At 70.3% G+C, this 21476-nt stretch carries 23 protein-coding genes; 10 read left to right on the forward strand and 13 right to left on the reverse strand.

Translation table 11 applies throughout. From position 1 onward, the window contains the following. Positions 1 to 18: 18 nt before the first annotated feature. Positions 19 to 1173 (forward strand): thiolase family protein, encoded by a 1155-nt coding sequence (locus FXO23_RS16925; RefSeq protein WP_158885894.1) that lies wholly within the window; start codon positions 19 to 21, stop codon positions 1171 to 1173. Beyond that, positions 1170 to 3056 (forward strand): ATP-dependent acyl-CoA ligase, encoded by a 1887-nt coding sequence (locus tag FXO23_RS16930; protein ID WP_158885896.1) that lies wholly within the window; start codon positions 1170 to 1172, stop codon positions 3054 to 3056. The genes FXO23_RS16925 and FXO23_RS16930 overlap by 4 nt, the downstream gene beginning before the upstream one ends. Positions 3057 to 3072: 16 nt before the next feature. On the opposite strand, the gene FXO23_RS16935 is transcribed toward FXO23_RS16930, so the two are convergent. After that, positions 3073 to 4428 (reverse strand): serine hydrolase domain-containing protein, encoded by a 1356-nt coding sequence (locus tag FXO23_RS16935; protein WP_158885898.1) that lies wholly within the window; start codon positions 4426 to 4428, stop codon positions 3073 to 3075. Positions 4429 to 4535: 107 nt separating this feature from the next. Between FXO23_RS16935 and FXO23_RS16940 the strand changes: the two genes are divergently transcribed. Beyond that, complete coding sequence (locus FXO23_RS16940; protein ID WP_246257367.1) at positions 4536 to 5258, forward strand: TetR/AcrR family transcriptional regulator; 723 nt, start codon at positions 4536 to 4538, stop codon at positions 5256 to 5258. Between the two features lie 65 nt (positions 5259 to 5323). On the opposite strand, the gene FXO23_RS16945 is transcribed toward FXO23_RS16940, so the two are convergent. Continuing rightward, entirely contained in the window at positions 5324 to 6562 is a 1239-nt protein-coding gene (locus FXO23_RS16945) for a glycosyltransferase (RefSeq protein ID WP_246257370.1), read from the reverse strand. A gap of 295 nt (positions 6563 to 6857) precedes the next feature. Between FXO23_RS16945 and FXO23_RS16950 the strand changes: the two genes are divergently transcribed. Then, complete coding sequence (locus FXO23_RS16950; protein WP_158885904.1) at positions 6858 to 7640, forward strand: SDR family NAD(P)-dependent oxidoreductase; 783 nt, start codon at positions 6858 to 6860, stop codon at positions 7638 to 7640. 15 nt (positions 7641 to 7655) lie between these two features. Here the strand turns inward: FXO23_RS16950 and FXO23_RS16955 are convergent, their stop codons facing one another. Then, positions 7656 to 8822, reverse strand: coding sequence for a PucR family transcriptional regulator (locus FXO23_RS16955; RefSeq protein WP_158885906.1), 1167 nt, complete (start codon positions 8820 to 8822; stop codon positions 7656 to 7658). Between the two features lie 260 nt (positions 8823 to 9082). On the opposite strand from FXO23_RS16955, the gene FXO23_RS16960 reads away from it, so the two are divergent. From FXO23_RS16960 to FXO23_RS16970, 3 genes are all read left to right on the forward strand, one after another. Further along, complete coding sequence (locus FXO23_RS16960; protein ID WP_158885908.1) at positions 9083 to 9487, forward strand: hypothetical protein; 405 nt, start codon at positions 9083 to 9085, stop codon at positions 9485 to 9487. A 127-nt stretch (positions 9488 to 9614) separates the two neighbouring features. Continuing rightward, complete coding sequence (locus FXO23_RS16965; protein WP_158885910.1) at positions 9615 to 9836, forward strand: hypothetical protein; 222 nt, start codon at positions 9615 to 9617, stop codon at positions 9834 to 9836. Positions 9837 to 9882: 46 nt separating this feature from the next. Then, positions 9883 to 10347 (forward strand): VOC family protein, encoded by a 465-nt coding sequence (locus FXO23_RS16970; protein WP_158885912.1) that lies wholly within the window; start codon positions 9883 to 9885, stop codon positions 10345 to 10347. A 50-nt stretch (positions 10348 to 10397) separates the two neighbouring features. Here FXO23_RS16970 and FXO23_RS16975 read toward each other — a convergent pair whose 3' ends face one another. The 8 genes from FXO23_RS16975 to FXO23_RS17010 all read right to left on the reverse strand — a co-directional run bounded on the left by FXO23_RS16975 (position 10398) and on the right by FXO23_RS17010 (position 16369). Further along, entirely contained in the window at positions 10398 to 11144 is a 747-nt protein-coding gene (locus FXO23_RS16975) for a phosphotransferase family protein (RefSeq protein ID WP_179956794.1), read from the reverse strand. A 119-nt stretch (positions 11145 to 11263) separates the two neighbouring features. Beyond that, positions 11264 to 11590, reverse strand: coding sequence for a DUF1048 domain-containing protein (locus FXO23_RS16980; RefSeq protein ID WP_158885914.1), 327 nt, complete (start codon positions 11588 to 11590; stop codon positions 11264 to 11266). Between the two features lies 1 nt (position 11591). Then, complete coding sequence (locus tag FXO23_RS16985; RefSeq protein ID WP_158885916.1) at positions 11592 to 11948, reverse strand: DUF1048 domain-containing protein; 357 nt, start codon at positions 11946 to 11948, stop codon at positions 11592 to 11594. Continuing rightward, complete coding sequence (locus tag FXO23_RS16990; protein ID WP_158885917.1) at positions 11945 to 12271, reverse strand: PadR family transcriptional regulator; 327 nt, start codon at positions 12269 to 12271, stop codon at positions 11945 to 11947. The genes FXO23_RS16985 and FXO23_RS16990 overlap by 4 nt, the downstream gene beginning before the upstream one ends. Positions 12272 to 12410: 139 nt before the next feature. Beyond that, positions 12411 to 13160, reverse strand: a complete 750-nt coding sequence (locus tag FXO23_RS16995; protein ID WP_246257372.1) for a CPBP family intramembrane glutamic endopeptidase — start codon at positions 13158 to 13160, stop codon at positions 12411 to 12413. Between the two features lie 217 nt (positions 13161 to 13377). Continuing rightward, on the reverse strand, positions 13378 to 14556 hold the full coding sequence (locus tag FXO23_RS17000) for a ZIP family metal transporter (protein ID WP_158885921.1): 1179 nt from the start codon (positions 14554 to 14556) through the stop codon (positions 13378 to 13380). Next, positions 14553 to 15581: a multicopper oxidase domain-containing protein gene (locus FXO23_RS17005; RefSeq protein WP_158885923.1), complete on the reverse strand. Its 1029-nt coding sequence runs from the start codon at positions 15579 to 15581 to the stop codon at positions 14553 to 14555. Before FXO23_RS17005 ends, FXO23_RS17000 begins: the two co-directional genes overlap by 4 nt. A gap of 176 nt (positions 15582 to 15757) precedes the next feature. Then, entirely contained in the window at positions 15758 to 16369 is a 612-nt protein-coding gene (locus tag FXO23_RS17010; protein ID WP_158885925.1) for a methyltransferase family protein, read from the reverse strand. A 67-nt stretch (positions 16370 to 16436) separates the two neighbouring features. Between FXO23_RS17010 and FXO23_RS17015 the strand changes: the two genes are divergently transcribed. Both FXO23_RS17015 and FXO23_RS17020 read left to right on the forward strand, forming a co-directional pair. Beyond that, entirely contained in the window at positions 16437 to 16811 is a 375-nt protein-coding gene (locus FXO23_RS17015) for an ArsR/SmtB family transcription factor (RefSeq protein ID WP_158885927.1), read from the forward strand. Beyond that, positions 16808 to 18835 (forward strand): heavy metal translocating P-type ATPase, encoded by a 2028-nt coding sequence (locus FXO23_RS17020; RefSeq protein ID WP_158885929.1) that lies wholly within the window; start codon positions 16808 to 16810, stop codon positions 18833 to 18835. Before FXO23_RS17015 ends, FXO23_RS17020 begins: the two co-directional genes overlap by 4 nt. Before the next feature lie 12 nt (positions 18836 to 18847). Here the strand turns inward: FXO23_RS17020 and FXO23_RS17025 are convergent, their stop codons facing one another. Further along, positions 18848 to 19045 carry a hypothetical protein gene (locus FXO23_RS17025; RefSeq protein WP_158885931.1) on the reverse strand — a complete coding sequence of 66 codons (198 nt, stop codon included), beginning with the start codon at positions 19043 to 19045 and terminating at the stop codon, positions 18848 to 18850. Positions 19046 to 19096: 51 nt separating this feature from the next. On the opposite strand from FXO23_RS17025, the gene FXO23_RS17030 reads away from it, so the two are divergent. Beyond that, positions 19097 to 20335: a serine hydrolase domain-containing protein gene (locus FXO23_RS17030; protein WP_158885933.1), complete on the forward strand. Its 1239-nt coding sequence runs from the start codon at positions 19097 to 19099 to the stop codon at positions 20333 to 20335. Here FXO23_RS17030 and FXO23_RS17035 read toward each other — a convergent pair. Then, a complete protein-coding gene (locus tag FXO23_RS17035; RefSeq protein WP_246257375.1) occupies positions 20316 to 21446 on the reverse strand; it encodes a sensor histidine kinase in 1131 nt (376 codons plus the stop codon). The two genes, FXO23_RS17030 and FXO23_RS17035, sit on opposite strands and share 20 nt — an antisense overlap. Positions 21447 to 21476 lie beyond the last annotated feature (30 nt).

Genomic DNA, 21476 nt, shown 5'->3' on the forward strand with positions numbered 1-21476 from the left:
CATGAAATACTCGCGCTCATGGCCCCGCGAGATGCTGTGGTGGTGGCCGGAGCCGCCGAGTCGCCGTACACCCGGCACCCGGCCGCGTCGCGGACGACTCCGGCGGTGCTCGTCGACGCGGTGCGGCGCGCGGTAGCCGATGCCGGGCTCGAACTCGGTGCTGTCGACGGGTTCGCGGTCAGCAGCTTCACGCTGCGCCCGGATCACGCGGTGGATCTCGCCTGGCGGATGGGGTTGCGGCTGCGGTGGATCATGGAGGACACCAACGGCGGCGCCAGCGCGCTCAACATGCTCCAGCACGCCGTGCGCGCGGTGCGGGCCGGTGACGCCGAGGTCGTCGTGGTGGCCGCGGGAGACCGGATGACCGGCGACGCCTTCGCCGCGCTGGTGGCCGAATACAACACCGCCACCCGCGACCACCTCACCCCGCTGCCGATGCCCGGCCCCAATCCCCTGTTCGCCATGCTCACCCAACGGCACATGGCCCGGCACGGCCTGGGCCGCGCGGACTACGCGCACATCCCGATCGCGCAACGCGCGTGGGCCGCGCTCAATCCCGGGGCGGTGTACCGAACGCCGCTGTCCCTCGAGGAGTACCTCGCCGCACCCGCGGTCGCGCCCCCGCTGCACCGCTTCGACTGCGTGCCACCGGTCACCGGCGCCGACGCGATCGTCGTCACCACCCGGGACCGGCTCCGCGACGGCGCCGCGGCCGAGGTGCTCGGCGTCGGCGGCGTGATCAACCACGACGACCAGACCGGGGACGGCCTGAGCACGGGACTCGCCCAGATCGCACCCGAGCTGTGGTCGGTCGCCGGGATCGGCCCGGCGGAGGTGGACGTGTGGTCGGTGTACGACGACTACCCGGTCATGGTGCTGATCCAGCTCGCCGATCTCGGGTTCGTTCCGGACGGCGACCCGCGGCGGCTGCTGGCGGAGCGGATCGGCGCCGGGCGGTTGCCGCTCAACACCTCCGGCGGGCAGCTGTCGGCGGGGCAGGCCGGGGCGGCGGCCGGGCTGCACGGACTGGTCGAAGCCGTCACCCAGCTTCGCGGCCGCGCCGATCGCCGCCAGGTCGAGCGCGCCCGGTTCGCCGCGGTCACCGGGTACGGAATGGTGCTCTACCGCTACGGCGCCTGCGCCAATCTCGCGATCCTGGAGCGAGTGCCATGACCGGAATCCACCTGTCCCGCTGCCGGTCCTGCGGTGCGGTGCACTTCCCCCGCCGCGACGCCTGCCCCCGGTGTCACCGCGACGACCTCACCGCCGCCCCGGCGCGACACGGTGTGATCGAAGAACTCACGACTACCGGTGAGCGGACGCTGGCCTCGGTCCGCACCGAACTGGGCCCGATCGTGGTGGCCTCGTTCCCCGCGGGCGCTCAGGTCGAGCCGGGTGACGAGGTGCGCCTGACCTCCACACCGGACACCAGCTCACCCGAGCCGGTCGCCTACGTCCCGGATCCGGCCGCGGGGCAGGCGGTCCTCCCACTGCCTTTCGCGCGGCAGACGCTGCCCGCCCTGCTGGAGCGCCAGGCCGAGCGGTACGGCGACAAGCCGCTGGTGCGCGTCGGTGACGTGGTGCTCAGCTACCGCGAGGTGCGCGACGCGGCGGCCCGCACCGCCGGGATGCTCACCGCCGCCGGGCTCCGGCGCGGCGACCGGGTCGCCACCCTGTCCGGGAACCGGCTCGAGCTGCTCGATCTCATGCTCGGCTGCGCCTGGCTCGGCGTCATCGTGGTGCCGCTCAACGTGGCGGTGCGCGGGGACGGGCTGCGCCACGGCCTGGCCAACTCCGGCGCCCGGGTGCTGGTGCTCGAACCGGAACTGCTCGACGTGCTCGACCACGTCGACGCACCCGGCACCCTGGAGCAGGTGTGGCTCTTCCCCGGTAGCGAGGGGGCGCGGCAGCCGCGGCGGCCGTACCCGGTGCGCCCGATCCCCGCGGCCGGCGACCCCGTCCCGGCGGCGGACGTGCGGCCCGGGGACACCGCGGTCATCCTCTACACCTCCGGCACGACCGGACTGCCCAAGGGAGTCTGCTGCCCGCACGCCCAGCTCTACTGGTACGGCGTCATCGTCGGGGATCACCTGACGATCGGCGAGGACGACGTGCTGTTCACCGTGCTGCCGCTGTTCCACATGAACGCGCTCACCGCGTTCGTCCAAGCGCTGATCAACGGCGCGACCTTCGTGCTCGGCGCGCGGTTCTCCGCATCCCGCTTCTGGACCGAAGCCACCGCCACCGGGGCGACGGTGACCTACCTGCTCGGCGCGATGATCAACATCCTGTACCGGCGCGAGCCGGGCGAGCACGACCGCGCGCACCGGATCAGGATCGCGCTCTCCCCCGCCACCCCCGCGAACCTGCACATCCCTTTCCGCGAGCGTTTCGGAATCACCTTGCTCGAGGGCTACGGCTCGACCGAAACCAATATGACCATCAGCGCCCCCGCGGGGCGCCAGCGGCCGGGGTACCTGGGCAAGGTGCTGCCCGGCTTCGACGCGCGGGTCGTGGACGAGCAGGACCAGCCGGTCCCCGACGGGACCCCGGGGGAGCTGATCCTGCGCCACACCGAACCGTTCTCGTTCGCCACCGGTTACTTCGCCATGCCCGAGAAGACCGTCGAAGCCTGGCGCAACCTGTGGTTCCACACCGGCGACCGCGTGGTGCGCGACGCGGACGGCTGGTACCGCTTCCTCGACCGCATCAAGGACGCCATCCGCCGCCGCGGCGAGAACATCTCCTCGTTCGAGGTCGAGCAGGCCATCGCCCAGCACCCGGCCGTCGCACAGGTCGCCGTTTACGCGGTCCCGTCCGAGATGGCCGAGGACGAGGTGATGGCGTGCATCGTGCCGCGACCCGGCTCGGCCCTCCCGCCGGAGGACCTGATCGCGTTCCTGCGACCTCGGCTCGCCCGCTTCGCGCTCCCCCGCTACATCCGTTTCGCCGAAACCTTGCCGATGACCGAAAACGGCAAGATCCGCAAGGTCGTCCTCCGCGAAACCGGAATCACCCCCGGCACCTGGGACGCGACGGCCTCCCCGCCGCGGTAGTCGTCAGCTCGAGGGATCAGGCGACCTTGGGGGCGGCGCGCATGCCGACGTAGCAGCATCCGGCCCCGTCCGGGAGGGTGGTGAAGATGACGGGCATCCAGTCCTCGCTGAATCCGGGAGCGGACGCGGCGAAGACGGTGCCGGAGACCGGGACCAGCTCGGCCTCGAGCGGCGGCAGGTCCTTGAAGGTGTCGACGAACTCGTAGCGCAGGTGCCCGGGGGTGACCGTGATGACCACGCCCTCGCGCCGGTAGGTGCCCAGCAGCGGGGTCATGTCGACGACCGGCGGCCGGGCGGCCGGGCCGAAGGGTTCCGGCATCCGCACCCCGGCCAGTTCGCCGAGCAGTTCGCGGAACAGGGCGGCGTAGAGCGGGTGCGCGCCACCCCCGTTGGTGACCAGCGCGACGGCGACTCCGGCCGAGGGGACGACGCGCAGGTAGGCGTACTGCCCGATGGCCGAGCCGTCGTGGCCGTACCCGGCCACGCCGTGCCAGTCGTACAGCGTCCAGCCCAGACCCCACCCGTCGGCGCTGACCGTCCACTTGTCCGGCACGTCCATCTGCCGCCGCTGCATCGCGGCCACGCTCTCCGCGCTCAGCACCCTGGTGCCGTCGGCGGCCGTGCCCCCGTTGAGGTGCAGCCGGGCGAGCTTGACCACGTCACCGGCGCTGGCGACGACGAAACCGTTGGGCCCGCTGGCGCGCGGCATCGGGTTCCAGGCCGGCGCCGGGTCCGGCATCCGCCCGGGTTCGCCGAGGTGGCTCATCGCGGCGTTGAACCGCAGCGCGTCCTCCGGCAGCGTCACGGTGTGCTTGGCGCCGAGCGGCTCGAGCAGCCGCTCCCGCAGCGCGACGTCCCAGATCTGGCCGGTGAGCACCTCGATGAGGCGGCCGAGGATCATGTACCCGGTCGGGCTGTAGGAGACCATCAGGCCGGGCGGGCAGTCCTGGCCCACCCGCTCCACCGCCTCCAGATAGCGGGCCAGGCAGTCGTCGCCGCGCCCCGAGTCGTAGTAGAAGTCGCCGCTGATGCCGCTGGTGTGGCTGAGCAGCTGGCGGGCCGTGACCGTCTTGGTCACCTCGGGGTCGGCGACCGCGAAGTCCGGCAGCACGTCCTTGATCGGCGCGTCGAGGTCGAGCAGGCCTTCGTCGACGAGCTGCATCACCTGTGTCGAGGTGTAGATCTTGGCGACGGATCCGAGCTGGAACACCGAATCCGTCGTCACCGGCACGCCCGTGCCGCGGTGCAGCACGCCACTGGCCAGCTCGTGCACCGCGCCGTCGACGAGCACGGCGAGCCCCGCGCCCGGAACGTGGTTGGCCTCGCGCAGCTCGTCGAGCCGAGGCTGCCAATGATCCATGTCGAAGGTCATGCGAATCTCCTCTACTGAACAGTGTGCAGTTAGCTGCACGGTGTTCAAGTTAGCAGAACACCGTGCAGCTGTCCTGTACGCTGTGCATGACTTCCGAGGAGGACGCTATGCAGGCAGAGGGCTCCTCTGTGTGGACCCGGCCGCGACGGCGCAGGCGCGACCAGCCGTCCCTGACCCGCGAGCAGATCGTCGCCGGGGCTCTCCGGCTACTCGACGCCGAAGGCGTCGACGGCCTCAGCATGCGCAAGCTCGGCACCGAGCTCGGCGCCGTCGCCACCGCCGTCTACTGGCACGTGACCAACAAGGACGAGCTGATCGAGCTGGTGATCGACGAGGTCTACGGCGAGATCGAGGTGCCGGAGATCGACGACCCCGCGGCCTGGCGCGACGCCGTGGCCGGGATCGCCCACAGCCTGCGGTCGACGTTCCTGCGGCACCCGTGGTTCGCCTCGGTGATCGACGCGGTCGGGCTCAGTTACCTCGGACCGAAGATGATGCGCGTGTCCGACCAGGTGCTCGCCTTGTTCGTGGCGGGCGGGTTCTCGCTGGCGGAGGCGGACCTGGCCTGGACCACCGTCTCCGTCTACGTCATGGGCATCGCGTCGACGGAGGCGGCGACGGTGAACCGGCTCTCCCGCACCGGCGAGGACGAGGAGGAGCACCTGCGGAGCATCCTTCCCATCGCCGAGGAGGCGTCCCAGGAGTACCCGCGGCTGCGGCAGCTGTACGCCGAGGCCAGGGCCCGCGGATCCGCCGCTGGGGTGCGGGAGGACAAGTTCGCCTACGGGCTCGAGCGAATCCTCGACGGCCTGCAGGCGCGCCTCGCGTAACGGCGGTGGCCGGTGCGGTACCGCACCGGCCCCACCTGTTCCGCGGGTTCTGGCTTCCGGCGGCACTACGCCACGAAGGCACCCGAAGCCGATTCCGGATTGGCCGTTTCGAGGAGCAGCTTCGCGGCCACCGTCGCCCCGTCGGTGCGGATCGTGCCGGCCACGGCCCTGGCGCGCGCCCGGGTCTCGGGGCTCAGGGCCGTGGTGAGCGCGGCGGACAGGGAGTCGAAGGTCGGCGTCGAGCCCTGATGTGCCACGCCGATGCCCAGCTCGGCCACGCGGGCGGCCCAGCACGGCTGGTCCGCGATCTGGGGCACCACCACCTGGGGCGCGCCCGCTCGCGCGGCGGTCGTCGTGGTGCCCGCGCCGCCGTGGTGCACGACGGCGGCCACCCGGCGGAACAGGGCCTGCTGGTTGACCTCGCCGACGACGAAGCAGTCGTCGGCGTCGTCGATCGGGACCAGTTCGGCCCAGCCGCGGCCGAGGACGACCCGGCGGCCCCGCGCGCGGACCGCCTCGATGGCCACCCGGGCGATGGCCTTCGGGGCGTGCGCGGCCATGCTGCCGAAGCCCACGTACACCGGTGGTTCACCGGCGTCCAGGAACGCCTCCAGCTCGTCCGGGAGCGGGCGGTCGTCGGGCAGGATCCACGCCCCGGTCCGCACGACGTCGAGATCCGTGATGTCCTCCGGCGGGCACAGCGTCGCGTCCGCCGCCAGCCACGGCCGGCCGGTGAAGACGTAGTCGCGGACGTTGTCCACCGGCGGCAGGCCGATCGCCGCCCGATGGCGGTTGACCGCCTTGCCGTACAAGGCGTTCACCGCCTGGGCGTCCCGCTCCCACAGCACCCGGTTGTCGGTCTCGCCCTGCTGGGACAAGCCCGGCCGCCCCAGTGGAGGGCGGTGCCGCGACGGCAGTCCGAAGCTCTGGAAGCACGCGAACACGTAGCGGATGCCCAGCTTCTCGGCCACGTCCCGGGCACCGGCCGGCAGCAGGCCGGTCGCCAGCAGCACGTCACACCCCTCGGCCACCGCCGTGAGCGTGGCGAACCGCGCGGCGACCAGTTCGGGCGCGAGCCGGAACGCGTCTTCCGCCGTCGGTGGCTTCGGGTTGGCGACCACCGAGCGCACCGTCGGGCCGAGCGGCACCAGCGGCACATCGGCGCGCCCCAGCAACGCCGCGAAATCCTCGTCCGGTGGCGCGCACACCCGCGCCTGGGCGCCGAGTTCCCGCAACGCCACCGCGAGCCCTGCCAACGGTTCGACGTCCCCGCGCGATCCCCACGTCGTCATCAACACACGCACTTCGCAACTCCCCATTTCCGCAGGTACTGACTTTCGGCCGACGAATTCTGCGGCACGACCCGGGCCTTGCCGCAAGTCCCCCAGTCCGCTATATGTTGAAGGGGGCAGGGAAAGGAATCTCCTCGCCCGCACCATTTCTCCTCCATCGAGAACGCGGTCTCGGCGCTCTTTCTCGTTTTCCCTATTCGGCGGGATCCGCCGTGGACAAGTCCTGTGCGCGGGTGTCCTAGGTGCACGGCGCCGAGCCCCCTTACGGTGCTGGAAATCCGGATGCACCACGACGACGAGGAGACAGATGGGCGAGTCGTTCACCCCGGTCGATACTCCCGCGGATCTCGGCGGCGCCGTCGTCCTCGTCACCGGCGCCGCGAGCGGCATCGGCGCCGCGGTCGCCAACCTGGCGGCGAAGCAGGGTGCGACGCCCGTGCTGCTGGATCGGGACGGCGAAGGCGCCCGGGAACAGGCGGACGCCCTCCGCCGACGCGACCTCCCGGCACTGGCGATCACCACGGACGTCACCGACGAGCCATCGATACGCTCGGCCGTCGGCTCGGCACTCCAACGCCTCGGTCGCATCGACATCGTCGTCACCTGCGCCGGGGTCTCCGGCCCGGTCGGCAACCGGCTGGAGCAAACCTCCCTCGCCGACTGGCAACGTGTCTTCGCCGTGAACGTCACCGGCACCTACCTGACGCTGAAACACGCCCTCCCCGCGCTGCGCTCCGCGCCCCACGGCGCCGCGGTGCTGGTCGCGAGCGATTCGGCCCTCGTCGCCGCCCCCGGGATGGTCCCGTACTGCGCGTCGAAGGCCGCGGTGGTCCAGCTGGCGCGGGCGCTCTCGGTGGAAACGGCCGGTCAGGTGCGCGTCAACGCCGTCTGCCCGTCCGTCGTCGACACGCCGATGAGCCGCGGCGACCTCGATCGCGCCGACTTCACCGACGCCGGATACCCCGTGCATCAGCCCGAACACATCGCCGAGCACGCGCTGTTCCTCGCCTCCCCGCGCGCCACCGGCATCCATGGCACGGCGCTGACCGTCGACTTCGGCTACTCCGCGCGATCGGCCTTCCCCGCGTGAACCGCGCGTGTTCGGTCAGCTCCAGCGTCCGGCGAGCACGCGGGCGACCACGGCGCTGAGAACGCGCACGCCTTGCAGCGAACCGGGTTCCATTCCGGCGAGTTCCCGGACCCGCCGGAGGCGGTAGTCGAGCGTTCTCGGGTGGATGTGCAGCGCCCCGGCGGTGTTCAACCGGTTCATGTCGTACTGGTAGTAGGCGTCCAGCGTGGCCAGCAGATCGGGGCCGCCGGCCAGCCGCTGCGCGAGGCCGCGCAACCAGTCGTCGACCTGCGGCAACTGCGCGACACCGAGTTCGACGAAGACATCGGCCATGGTGTGCAGCCGCCGCGGCACGGCCTCGACGGGCGCCACCTGGCTGATCCTGCGTGCCAGCGCGACCGTGTCACCCAGCGCGCGAACCCGCCCGGTGGCGGCACCGGTCGCGCACGGCCGTCCGGTCAGCTGTGCGAATTCCCGGACGAGGCAGATCGCGCGTTCCTCCGACGCTTCGGTGTCACCGCGGGGAAGCAGCGCCACCAGTTCCTCGGGTTCGCGCCACGTCATCGGCACGGGAAAACGCTTGAGCAACGCGCCGACGATCTCCTCCCGCCGCTGGCTCGTCGGCAACGGGACCCCGGAGACCCGCACGGCCGTGACCACATACCGGTCGGCGAGACCCAGGTTGAGGCTCTTCGCGAGCTCGGGCACTACCGAGCGGTCCGCGAGCAAGGTCCCGGCAAGGTCCTGGACCCGTTTGACCAGGGGTAGCGAGCGTTCCTGCCCCTTCAGGAAACCCCGGGTGTAGGCGCCTTGCCCGGTCAGGCCGTTGACGGAAAGCCAGCCGATCATCGCCGTCACGTGGTCGACCTCGTTCAAGCCGGCCGCTTCGTGGACCTCCCGCAGGGTGAGCACGTCGTGCAGATCGAGAACGCGCCGCCGGGAATCCACCGAAACGCCCTGCGCGCCGCGTTCCTCGCCAAAAGCCGTCAGTACCGCCAAATCCTGGTCGGTGAAGGGAGCGCCATCGGAGGCGAGCTCGGCTTCCCGGCGGCGCAGCAGCACCGCGAAGTCCAGCATCGAGGCCCGGCCACGCGCGTCCTCGGCCACCGACCGGAAATCGGGGAGCTGGCTGACGTAGACATCGACGGCGCGCCGCGCGTTGCTGCCGACCCGGTCCCACAACAACTTGAAAAGGCCTTCCATTTTCCGTTCCCCTCTCGCTCCCGCCATCCCCATGGCAAGACCGCGGAGGCTACTTATCCCCGCTGAGTTCCCGCTGAGTCGCGAGAATTGACAAATTGATCTTCCCGCTGCCGGGCGAGATTCATGCGGAATCACGTAGCTGTCCCCGTCGGCCACCCGGGATGATTTCGCCGCAGTCAGAAAACCCCTTACCGAATCAGTTGAGGAGAAGCACTATGCGTCGACCACTTATCGGACCCGAATCCCTTGCCTCGAAAGCGATGAAGCCGCTGCTCATCCTGGCGTTGGGGTTCGCCGCCCTCTTCCTCGCGCCAGTAGCCGCATCTGCCGCAACCGCGGGCGCTGCCGCCCCGGCCAACGAGGTCGCGACGGTAGCCCGGGACTGGTCCGCCAACTCCACACCGGTGCAGACCGTGAGCAAGCAGCTCAAGAACGGTGACGCGAGCATCAACGCCGTCTTCGACTGCCGGTACTTCAGCCGGGTGCCGTTCACCGTCGTCACCTTCACCTGCCAGGTGACCTCCGGCGCCATCCAGGTGTTCGTGAACTGCGCGGACGGGCGGCAAGTCTCCAGCGCCATTCTGCCGGCCGTGGGCACCTACAACTTCAACCTCAGTTGTGGCACGGCCCGAATTTCCACCTTCCGCGTCCAAACCATCGCCTGACGCACCCCGATACATGCTGGGGCGGTCAGCTCGCGAACCGGGCTGGCCGTCCCAGCGACCAGTGGACCGGCGGAGCCGAAAGGTCGGGAACGGTCCCGAGGGAAAGCAGGCTCTGTACGCGCAAGCGTTGAGTTATCTGACCGAAGCGAATCTGCGCAAGAACGTCGAGGAGGCCCGGGCGGCCGGGACGCGGGCCATCCGGTATTACGAGCGGCAGGGGCTCCCCGAACCACTGGCCAGGGTGCGAGGGGTCATGGCGGACACCGAATACACGTTCGGGCAGCGGTACCTCGAGCGGACCGGGGGGGCGATCGGGCGGCGGACATCGAGGCGGCGATCCAGCATCTGACCACCTCGCTGAACGGCATGAGCCCCGAGCGCGGTAGACAGGACGGGTGAACACCTTCTACCACCTGTGCTTCGTAGTTCAGGACATCGGACAGGCGACCGGGGACCTCACCCGCACTCTGGGCATGACCTGGAGTCCGGTCCGCGCGGGCACCCTCGGGGACTGGGACTACCGCATCGTGTTCTCCGTCGAGGGGCCACCGTTCTTCGAGGTGATCCAGGGCCCGGCCGGCAGTCCGTGGGATGCGACCGACGGTTCCCGATTCGACCACATCGGCTACTGGTCCGAGGACGTCATGACGGACAAACAGCGCCTGGTGGCTCGAGGCGCACCGATCGAGTTCGACTCCTGCCCTTACGGTCGCTCCTTTACCTACCACCGTCTCGACAGCATCGGAGCCCGGATCGAGTTGGTCGACCTCGCGGTCCAGCCGGGATTCCGCAACACCTGGGCCCAAGGCGCAGTGGCGATGCCGGCGCTCGACCTCCACGATCCGACCGCCAGGGGATGACCCACTCGACGCGGCAGAACGGCACTCGTAGCCGTCGGGCTCGTGCGGCCTCACAGCCGCGATCTCAGCACGTCGATCTCGCAGCCCGGCGACGACGGGTCGAAGCCGTGCTCGGCCAGCCAGCGGACCGCCAGCAAGCTTCGCAACGACCACCACGCGCGGATCACGTCGAGGTCGACGTCGGTGCCGTAGCCGGCGACGACATCGTCAAGGTGCTCCTGGTGTCCCAGCGTCAAGGTGGCGAGGTCGAACAGGGCATCGCCCTGGCTCGCCTCGGACCAGTCGATCACGCCGGTGATCTCGTCACCGTCGACGAACACGTGGGTGACCTGCAGGTCGCCGTGCGTGAACACCGGTGTCCACGGCCGGAGCGCGGCCTCGGCGACCCGGCGGTTGCGCGTGACCACGTCGGTGGGAAGGACGCCGTTGGTGACGAGCCACTCGCATTCGCCGTCGAGGAGCGAGGCGATCTCGTCGGGGCCGCGACCGGGCCATGGCGGCAGCGGCGCGTCGTGCAGCTTCCGTGCGGCGGCGCCCGCCGCGGCCCACGCCGCAGACGACGCGGTCGACGGCTCGCCGAGGCGGCCGAGCGCCGTCCCGGGGAGGGCGGCGAGCGCGAGCACGGGCGGCTTCCGCCACAGGACCCCCGGAGTCGGGATCGGCGCCCTGGCCATCGCGTCGACCTCGACGTCGGTGCGCGCCTGATCAGCGTCGACCTTCAGGAACACGTCGCCGACGCGCAGGGTCGCGCGCTCGTGATGGGCGACGACGACCTCGACCTCCTCCACGTCGGCCATTATCGCGGGGATGATCACCGACGTCGCCGGATTTATCTTCGGCGCACCAGATCGCCGAGTCGGTCGCTCGCTACCGCGACCTCGGCCACCCGATCACCAGGCCAAGAACCGGCCACCGCTTACTTCTCGGCCGTGCCGGGTTTTCCGCTGATGGATTCCTGATAGATGTCCGCGTAGGTGCGCGAGTCCTTGAGCAGGTCGTCGCAGAAGGCCGCGACGTCGTTGCCGATGAGTTCCAGGACTCCCTTTCCGGCCGCGACGCCCTCTTCGAAGAAATCGATGATTCCTGAGAGCAGGGGCCCGTCAAGCAGGTCGATCGGTCCGACCTTGAAGATGTACCGTTGAATCTCCTTGTAAACGATCTGGTAGTCCGGCGGGAGCGCCTTGACCCGCGCCATATGCGCCCGCCACTGCTTCTTGCCCTCGATGATGTGTTGGATGCCCATGTCAGCCTCCTAACCGGGCCAATTTCCTCGCGACGTTCCTGTTCAACTGCTCGCGCCACCGGTCGCGATAGCTCCGGGCTCCTTCGCCGCCGGCCAGCGCCGCGCAGAAGCCCGCGATGTCGTCACCCAGCACCTCGCGAAGGCTCTGCCCATCGGCCGCTGTCTCTTCGAGCAACCCCAGAGCCCCGTCGAGTATCGGCATCAGGTTTCGACCGGTGAAGTCCGAATAGGGCGAAAGATGACCATTGATCTTTTCCCACGCCGCCCGGTAGTCGGCCGGCAATGTCTCGACCCGGGCTTCGAACGCCTTGAATTCCCTGGTGAGATCGCTGCCGGTAATGGTCTCCCAGAAGTTCATCTCCCGCCCTCCTTGAGTTTGTCGATCCGTGATGTGATGTATTCCCATTTCGCCCAGAACGTCGCGAGTTCTTTGCGCCCCGCGTCGTTGAGCGCATAGAACTTGCGCGGCGGACCCTGCCCGGACGGTCGTTTCGTTACTTGGACGAGCCTGTTCTTCTCCAGTCGCAGCAGGATGGTGTAAACCGTCCCCTCGACGACGTCGACGAAGCCGAGTTCGTTCAGCCGACGCGTGATGGCGTACCCGTAGGTCTCCTCGCTGCCGATGATTTGCAGCACGCAACCCTCAAGCGTGCCCTTCAGCATTTCCGTCAGGTCGTCCATCGTGGGCCCTCTTCGATCCTCCCGGTACTCTGTGGCACCAAGTACCACTACACAGTATCACAGAGTAGTGGGCCGTGCCCAGCAAGCGGCGAGCACCACCCCGAAATTGTGGAGGGCGCTCCCCCGCCCGGTCCGAGCCTCACGGCATGAGGTTCAGCAGGAGGGCGATGGTGCCGAGGGTCTGCAGGAGAAAGGTCGTGCCGGCGTGCATCCCGATCGACACCCGCAGGTCCTTCTTCTGCCAGACGAACCAGGGACCCGGGAAAAAGAAGATCAGCCTGGACAGGAACACCCACGGCGACCACAGGTGGTACAGCGAGAACAGCACCGTGCTGACCACCGGCGACCACCGGCCCAGCCGGGACAGGCGGGCCATCAGAAAGCCGCGGAAGTAGAGTTCCTCGATGATCGGGAAGGACAGCCCGGTCAGCGGAATGCACGCCCCCAGCGCGATGACCATGACCGACTTCGGGTATCCGGCAAGGACGTCGGTGACGCCACCGCCCGCGCCCTCGAACGGGACCCACCGGAACAACAGCTCGTAGAAGAAGTCATCCAGTGGTGTCAACGCGGTCGACACCACCAGGAACCACACGATCAGGGGGATGACGAGGGCGACGAGTTTCCCGCGCGGGAGCGGCTTGTCCTGGTAGTGCACTACGCCACGCAGCGAGAACCGGCCGTTGCGCCGTCGGCCCAGCCACAGCAGCAGGCCGAGTTCGAACGGCACGAGAGCCAGGAGCATGGCGATCGCCCAGCCCAGGAACGGCGGGTAGCCGATGGACTTGACCAGCGGTTCGGTGATGAGCAGGTAGACGGCGACGATCAGGACACCCGGGACGAGGTGCAGCGCGATGGACAGCGGCAGGGAGTGGCGGTCGGCCAGCAACCGCTCAACGATTCGGCTCGGTCGAGCACTTCCTGTGGTGGACATGGGTTTCCGCGTGGTCTCCATGCCGGAGACGATCGTCCGGTCCGCGAACACGGCGCTGACACGGCACGGACACGGCGCACCGGCGGGACTGACAACGCGGCCGTCTGAGTCGCTGGGCACGTAACTCGGCATGACATGACGTGTGCCCGCCCGGGACGGGCGGGCGTCGGTGTCATGCGGTGATGAGGAGTCCGGTGAGGTACATCGCGATCAGTCCGGCGGCGGTGCCGCCGAGGGTGGCCGGGTCGAGTGCTCGGCCTTCGCGGTTGCGGAGAGCGGGGGCGATTTGGCGGATGACTTGGGCGATCGCGCCGACGCCGAGGCCGAGCAGGAAGGCGGAGAGTTCGGCGTTGTTGACGGTGGCGCCGACGAGGGCGCCGAGGATGGCGGGTGCGCCGGCGAGGATGCCGAGGCCGAGGAGGTGGAGCACCGGGGGTCGTCGTTCGGTCAGGGGTGCGACGACGGCGAGGCCTTCGGTGGTGTTCTGGATGGTGAACCCGACGACCAGTGCGGCGCCCAGGGCGAGTTCGCCGATGGCGTAGGCGGCGCCGATGGCGAGGCCTTCGCCGAGGTTGTGCAGGCCGATACCGATCGCGATCATGAACGCCAGCCGCGGGCCGGTGGGGCGGTGATCGTTGTCCCGGCCGCGGTTGAGCCAGCGGTCGGCCGCGGTCAGCGCGAGGAAGGCCAGGATGGCGCCGAGCACGACCAGTGCCGGGCCGCCGAACGCGCCGCCGGAGCGCTCGCCGAGTTCGATGCCCTCGAGGGTGGCGTCGATGCCGAGGAACACCAGAAGTCCCGCGGTGATCGCGAGCAGGATGCGGATGCCCCGATGGCCGATCCGGCGCAGCACCGGCAGGAACAGCATGCCCAGCACCACGGGGATGATCCCGACGTAGGTGCCCAGCAGTGCCATCACGGCGAAGAAGCCGCCATCGGCGCGCGGGGTGGCGACCGCGGCGGGGATGTCGTGTTCGATCACCACGCCGGTCGAGGTGAGGATCGAGACCACGTACGGCTGCCCGTCCTGCCAGGGGTAGTCCAGGCGCAGCGTGTCGGCCGCCCGGGGGCCGATGGGGTCGGTCGCGCCGGTGAGGTCGACGTAGGCGTCGTTGACGAACACCTGCGCGACCCGCACCGGATCGGGGCCGGTGTTGCGCAGGACGAGTTCGATCGAGCCCGGGGCCAGGTCGGTGCGTTCCACGGCGAGTTGCTCGATCGGCGGGCCGGTCCGTTCGGGCAGGGTGCGGCCGCCGAGTACGGCGAGCGCGGCCAGGGCGATCCCGATGAGGGCGAGGGCCGCGGCCGCGGGCACCCACGCCCGCAGCCGGGTGGCCGGACTGCTGGTCATGCGGTCACCTCGAACGCGCCCATCCAGCCGAGTTCGGCGAACTCGCTCTTGTGCGCGTGGAACATGAACCGGCCGGGGTGGGGGAAGCGCAGTTCGCAGATGCCGCGCTGGCCCTGGGCCTGGACGACGGTGTCGGTGTAGTCGGCGGGTTCCAGTCGGGTGCCCGTCGGGTAGTAGTCGAAGAAGTTGCCGTGCAGGTGGAAGCTGTTGATCGGGTCGTATTCCAGGATGTTGACCAGGTAGATCCGGACCAGCTCGCCGCGGCGGACCCGGATCGGTTCGTGCATGAAGTGGAAGGGGATGCCGTTGACCGCGTAGAGCTGGTTTCCTTCGGCGTCGAAGGTGGTGTTGTAGCCGTGCATCACCATGACCAGTTCGTCCGCCGGGGCGCGCGGCTGGGGCGGGTCGATGATGAAGGTGCCGTACATGCCGCGGGCGATGTGTTCGGCCAGTGGCCCGACGTGGCAGTGGTAGAGGTGCAGCCCGAACGGTTCGGCGTCGAATTCGTAGACCGTGCTGCGGCCGGGTTCGATGATCCCGGCCCCGGTGCCGGGGACGCCGTCCATGGCGGCCGGGTGGATGCCGTGGAAGTGCATGGTGTGCGGGTGGGCGGATCCGTTGGTGAACCGCACCCGCAGCAGATCACCTTGCCGGCAGCGCAGGGTGGGGCCGGGGACGCGGCTGTCGAAGGTCCAGGCCGGGAACCGGACACCGGGCGCGACCTCGATTTCCTCGTCGCTGGCGAAGATGTCCCATTCGCGCACCGTCCGGCCCTCGGGCGTGGTGGAGACCCGGCCGTAGTCGAAGTCGCGCAGGATTTCGCTGGGATGGAATCCGTTCGCCCGGTGGTCGACCGTGCTGCCTTGGCGAAAGGTCGGGCCGCTCACCCCGCCACCGTGCCCGCCGTGCGGGTGATCGGCAGGCTCGGCGGAAGCCGCCAGCACGCCGCGCGCGCCCAGGGCGGTGCCCGCGGCGCCCAGCACCGCACCACCCACCAGAAATGTGCGCCGCGTTGCCGAGGCCATCAGCATCACCCTTCCCAGCCGGCTGTTTTGACCAGCTCGACGGTTTTGGCGTGCCAAAGTTAGGTCTGAGGTGTGGCGAATACAAGGGTTGGGGTGTCCGTACGGCGGCGGCTCACCCGTCCGCCGCAGGCATCGGTACCGCCCTGTGACCTTTCCGGCCGCGGCGCACCGCTGGGTCAGGTGGGCGGGAGCAGGCCGAGGCCGGGCAGGAACCGCCCCGCGCGGGAGGCGTAGCGCTGGTAGGCGTCGCCGTGATGGCGGCGCAGGTACGGTTCCTCGACCGCGCGGACCTGGATCTCCACCGCGGTCACGAGTGCGACCAGACCGATCAGAGCCACCGGGTTGGGGGCCAGCAGGGTCAGCCCGAGGGCGGCGGTGATCATCGCGGTGAAGATCGGGTTGCGCACCCGGGCGAACAGCCCGCCGGTGACCAGCTCGGTGGTCTCCGCCCGGTCGACCCCGACCCGCCAAGAGGCGCCCATCGCCTGCTGCGCGGCCAGGGTTCCGGCGATCCCGGCCACCGCCAGCGCCGCCCCGGCTCCTTGCACGACGGTGTGGTTCAGCATGGCGACCGGTGCCAGGACGCCCACGAGTTGCAGCACCGGCCCGGCCAGCCCCAGCGCGAGGGCGAGCAGGAACAGCGCCCCGCCGGACCATTCCAGTGACCCGACCCGGCCGCCCAGGCGGCGAATGCCGGTGGAGCCGGTGCGGCGCCACTGCAGCCAGCTCCGCAACCCGAACGCCGCGAACAAATACACCAGGTACAGCACCAGCGCGAGCACGGCCATCAGGGCACCTCCGGATCATGACCTCACATACCTGTTCAAACATATCAACGCGCGTTAGATTGAGGCTATGAGTGACGACCGGTGCGAGCTGCTGTGTATCGACTTCGACCACGCCGAGTCCCTGCGCACCGCGCTGCCCGACGTGGAGGCGATCGCGCGGCGCGCGGAGCGGCTGCGGGCGCTGGGCGATCCGACCCGGCTGCGGGTCGCGCACGCCCTGCACGTCGGCGACGAACTCTGCGTCTGCGACCTAGCGTGGATCGTCGGCTCCTCCCAAGCCCTGGTCTCGCACCACCTGCGACAGCTGCGCTCGGCCGGGCTGGTCACCTCCCGCCGGGACGGCAAGCTGGTGATGTACCGGCTCTCCCCCGCCGGGCACCACGCGTTGACCGCGATCACCGGAGACCTGACCGAAACGCACGCGGAGGTGGATCCGGTATGAGCGCCGAATGCTGCGCCCACGACGGGCACACCGAATCCGAGGCGCCGCAACGGTTGTGGCAGGTCCGCGAGATCCAGCTCGCCGCCCTCGCCGGGGTTCTGCTGGCCGCGGGCTTCCTCGCCGGGTGGCTCGGCTCCGGGACCACCGAGACGGTGCTGCACCTGTTGGCCGCCGCCACCGGCGGCTACACGTTCGTGCCCGGCACCCTGCGCGCGCTTCTGCGGCGCCGGATCGGGGTCGGCACCCTGATGACCATCGCCCTGATCGGCGCGCTGATCCTGGGCCAGTTCGCCGAAGCCGCGATGCTCGCGTTCCTGTTCTCCATCAGTGAAGCCCTGGAAGACTACTCGCTGGCCCGCACCCGCCGCGGCCTGCGCGCCCTGCTCGCCCTGGTGCCCGACCGGGTCACCGTGCTGCGCGACGGCCGCGAAGCCACGATCGCACCCAGCGAACTCCGGGTGGGCGAGGTGATGCTGGTGCGCGCCGGGGAACGCGTCGCCAGCGACGGAACCGTCCGAGCAGGACAGTCCAGTGTGGACACCTCAGCCATCACCGGCGAGTCCATGCCGGTCGAGATCGGCCCCGGTGACGCGGTGTTCGCCGGATCGATCAACGGCACCGGCGTCCTCACCATCGAAACCACCGCCACCGTGGCCGGCAACTCGCTGGCCAAGGTCGTGCGCATCGTCGAGGACGCCCAGCACCGCAAAGGCGCCCGCCAGCGCATCGCCGACCGCATCTCCCGCCCGCTGGTCCCCGCCATCATGATCCTCGCCGTGCTCATCGGCGGGCTCGGCGCGCTACTCGGCGACCCGGCCACCTGGATCGAGCGGGCCCTGGTCGTCCTGGTCGCCGCCGCCCCCTGCGCCCTGGCCATCTCCGTGCCGGTCACCGTGATCGCCGCGGTCGGCGCGGCCAGCCGCCTCGGCGTCCTGGTCAAAGGCGGCGCCGCCCTCGAAACACTCGGCTCGGTGCACACCGTCGCGCTCGACAAGACCGGCACCCTCACCCGCAACTCCCCCGCCGTCACCGAGATCATCCCCGCGGACGACACCCCGGCCGAACGGGTGCTGACGGTGGCCGCCGCGCTCGAAGCCCGCAGCGAACACCCCCTCGCCGCCGCCATCCTCGCCGCCGCACCCAACCCCGTGCCCGCCCGCAACGTGATCACCGTGACCGGCGCCGGGCTGGAAGGCGTGGTCGACGACAAACCGGCCCGGCTGGGCAAACCCGGCTGGATCGACCCCGGACCACTCGCGGCCGAAGTAGCGCGGCTGCAGGAGAACGGCACCACCGTCGCGATCATCGAACACGACCGGTCCGTCCTCGGCCTGGTCGGCATCCGCGACGAACTCCGCCCCGAAGCCCCCGACACCGTGGCCGCGCTCCACGCCATGGGCCTGCGGGTCGCCATGCTCACCGGAGACAACACCCGCACCGCCACCGCCCTCGCCACCCAAGCCGGACTCGACCCCGCCGACGTGCACGCCGAACTCCACCCCGAGGACAAAGCCCGCCTGGTCACCCAACTCGGCCAACGCCGCGGGGTCGCCATGGTCGGCGATGGCGTCAACGACGCCCCCGCCCTGGCCACCGCCGACGTCGGCATCGCGATGGGCGCCATGGGCACCGACGTCGCGATCGAAACCGCCGACGTCGCCCTCATGGGCACCGACCTGCGCCACCTGCCCCAAGCACTCGCACATGCCCGCCGCGCGCGGGTGATCATGCTGCAGAACATCGGCCTGTCCGCGGCGATCGTGCTCACCCTCGTCCCCCTCGCCGCCCTCGGCATCCTCGGCCTGGCCACCGTGGTGTTCATCCACGAACTCGCCGAAGTCTTCGTGATCGGCAACGGCATCCGCGCGGGTCGGCTCCGCCCATTGCCGGGAACGGCGGCACCGGAACGGGTGGCCGCCGCCACGATCCCGCCCTCCGACGAGGCCGACGGCTGCACCTGCTGCCCGCCACCAGCAGCCGACGTGAAGCGGACGGTGATTCCCTTGTCCACCAACCAGAAGTAACGCGGCGAGGCGCTACGCCTCCGGTTTGCGCGCGGCGACCCGCTCCACGATGCCCGCCTGGAGCCGCTCCTGGTGCTCGACCACGAATCCGGCCTGCTCGACCACCGCTGGACACACCGGGCGCACCGCGGGTTCGGCGGTGCTCAGGCGCTCGTGGCCGTACCAGCAACCGGTGTCCGCCTGCCGCTGACCGAAACATCGGGGAAACATCCCTTGGTCTTTGCTGGTGCGACGACGTTCTCGTGCGGAAAGGGGTGGCTGATGCATCAGCATTCGAGACGGTATTCGGTGTCCCGGCGGGGTGCGCTGCGGATGGGCCTGGCCGGAGCGGGCGCCGTCGCCCTGACGGCGGGCATCGCGGCCCCGGCCGCGCGTGCCGACCGGCGCCCGGACGGCAGCCGGGATGAGCGGCTCGATTCCGCGCTGGCGGGCCTGGTCGGTGATCGTGACGATCCCGCGGTGCGGTCGGTGGCCGCGATCGCAACCGTGGCCGGTGCCGACGTGTGCTGGCGGGGCGCGGCCGGGTACGCGGATCGCGAACGACCGTCGCGCGCGCGTCCCGGTGTGGACTATCCGTACCGGATCGGCAGCGTGACCAAGGCGTTCACGGCCACCGTGGTGCTGCAGCTCGTGGCGGAAGGACGGCTCCGGCTGGAGGACCCGATCCGGCAGCACCTGCCGGGCGTCGTGCCCGGCGACGATCGGTTGACGGTCCGGCACCTGCTCGGCATGACGAGCGGACTGGCCGATTTCGCCGCCCTGCTCTTCCCCACGCTGCGGCCGGGCAACTCCTCCTACCGCGAGTTCCTCCGCGCCATGGGGGCGCCGATCGCACCCCGCGACCTGATCGCCCTGGCGGTGCGAAGCGGACCGAGGTTCGAACCGGGCCAGCGTTTCGACTACAGCACCACCAACTACCTCGTCCTCGGGTTGCTGCTGGAGCGGGTCACCGGGCGGGCGTACGCCGGAGAACTGCGCCGGCGGCTCCTCGTTCCGCTGCGTCTGCGCGGTACCGAGCTACCCGGCGGGCCACGGCTCGGGCCGCGGGGTCTGCGTGGTTACGCGCATTTCAACGACCGGGAGGACGAGTGGGTGGATGTCAGCGATCGATGCGAGCAGGGCTGGGCCGGCGGCGGGATCGTGTCGACGTTGTCCGATCTGAGCCGGTTCTTCTCGGCTTTGCTCGGGGGCAGGCTGCTTCCGGCGGAGTTGCTGGCGGCGATGAAGACATCCTCGGGAGCGCCGCCGCTGGTGCCGGGCGGGCCGGATCCGCGTGACTACGGGCTGGGACTGCAGCGGTTCGCTCACCCGCGTGGTGACGTTCTGTGGGGACACGGCGGCTACACCCACGGCTACCGCAACACAGTGCTGTCCACCTCGGACGGTCTGGACCGCATCGCGTTGTGCTACACGGGTTTCCCGACCAGGCCGGAGGGACCACCCGATCCCGCCGCCGCCTTTCTGCAGACGGCTGTCGAGGTCATCCGTCCGGGAGGGTGATCCGGACGGTCAATCCACCGGCCGGGTCGGGCGTGGCGGTGACCGCTCCGCCGTGGGCGTTGGCGATCGCTCGCACGATGGACAGCCCGAGGCCGGTGCCGTCGGCCGAACCGACTCGATCCGGCCCACCTCGGCGGAACGGCTCGAACAACCGGTCCACCTCCGCGGCCGCGATCACCGGCCCGGTGTTGCTCACCTCCAGACCGGGCGGAGTGATCGTCCGGACCCGTACGTGTCCTCCCGGATGGTTGTACTGGATCGCGTTCCGCACGAGATTGCCCACCAACTGCTCGAGCAGGCCGACGTCGCCGGACACCCGTGCCGGCAGGGCGTCCACGCGGACGGCGATGCCACCCGCGAGGGCATCCGCCCGGTGGTCATCGACGACCTTCGTGACGATCGCGGCCAGGTCGGCCGGTTCCCGAGTGGTCAGGCCACCGTCGCTCCGCGCCAGCACGAGCAACCCGTCGATGAGTCGTTGGCTTCGCCGGTTGGTCTCCAGCAGTTGCTCCCGGACCTGCCGGAGCTCGTCCGGCGCCGGGTCGTCCAGCCCGACCTGGATCGCCGTGCGCTCGATCGCGAGCGGGGTGCGCAGCTCGTGGGCGGCGTTGGCGGCGAACCGGCGCTGCGCCTCGAACGCGCCGTCCAAACGCGACAGCATCTCGTCGAAGGTGTCGGCGAGTTCCTTCAGCTCGTCGTCAGGCCCGGTGATGCGCACCCGTCGGTCCAGGTCGTGCCCGGACAGCTGCCGCGCGGTCGCGGTGATCCGGTGCAACCGTCGCAGGATCCGGCCGGCCACCCACCAACCGCAGAGGACGGAGAGCAGCACCAGCACTACCAGGGCCAGCGCCGAGGAGAACAGCAGGTTGTTCAGTGCGGTGTCCCGCGCACTCCGCGCGAGGCCGGGCAGCGCGCCTTCCGAGACCGCGGGCGGCGGCGGGGCCGGTGGAGCGGGCAGCTCGCCGGTCCACGGAGGCTTCGGTTCGGGTATCCCCTCGATGATCGACCGCGGGGTCAGGGTGTTCCGGACGAGCAGGTAGACCAACCCCAGCAAGACCGCGCCGGAGGCCAGGAAGAGCCCACCGTACAAGGCGGCCAGCCGGACCCGCACCGAACTCCGCGGTATCCCTCGGCGGCCCAC

Origin of the sequence: Amycolatopsis anabasis, from assembly GCF_009765355.1 — a bacterium.
Taxonomy (GTDB): Bacteria; Actinomycetota; Actinomycetes; order Mycobacteriales; family Pseudonocardiaceae; genus Amycolatopsis; species Amycolatopsis anabasis.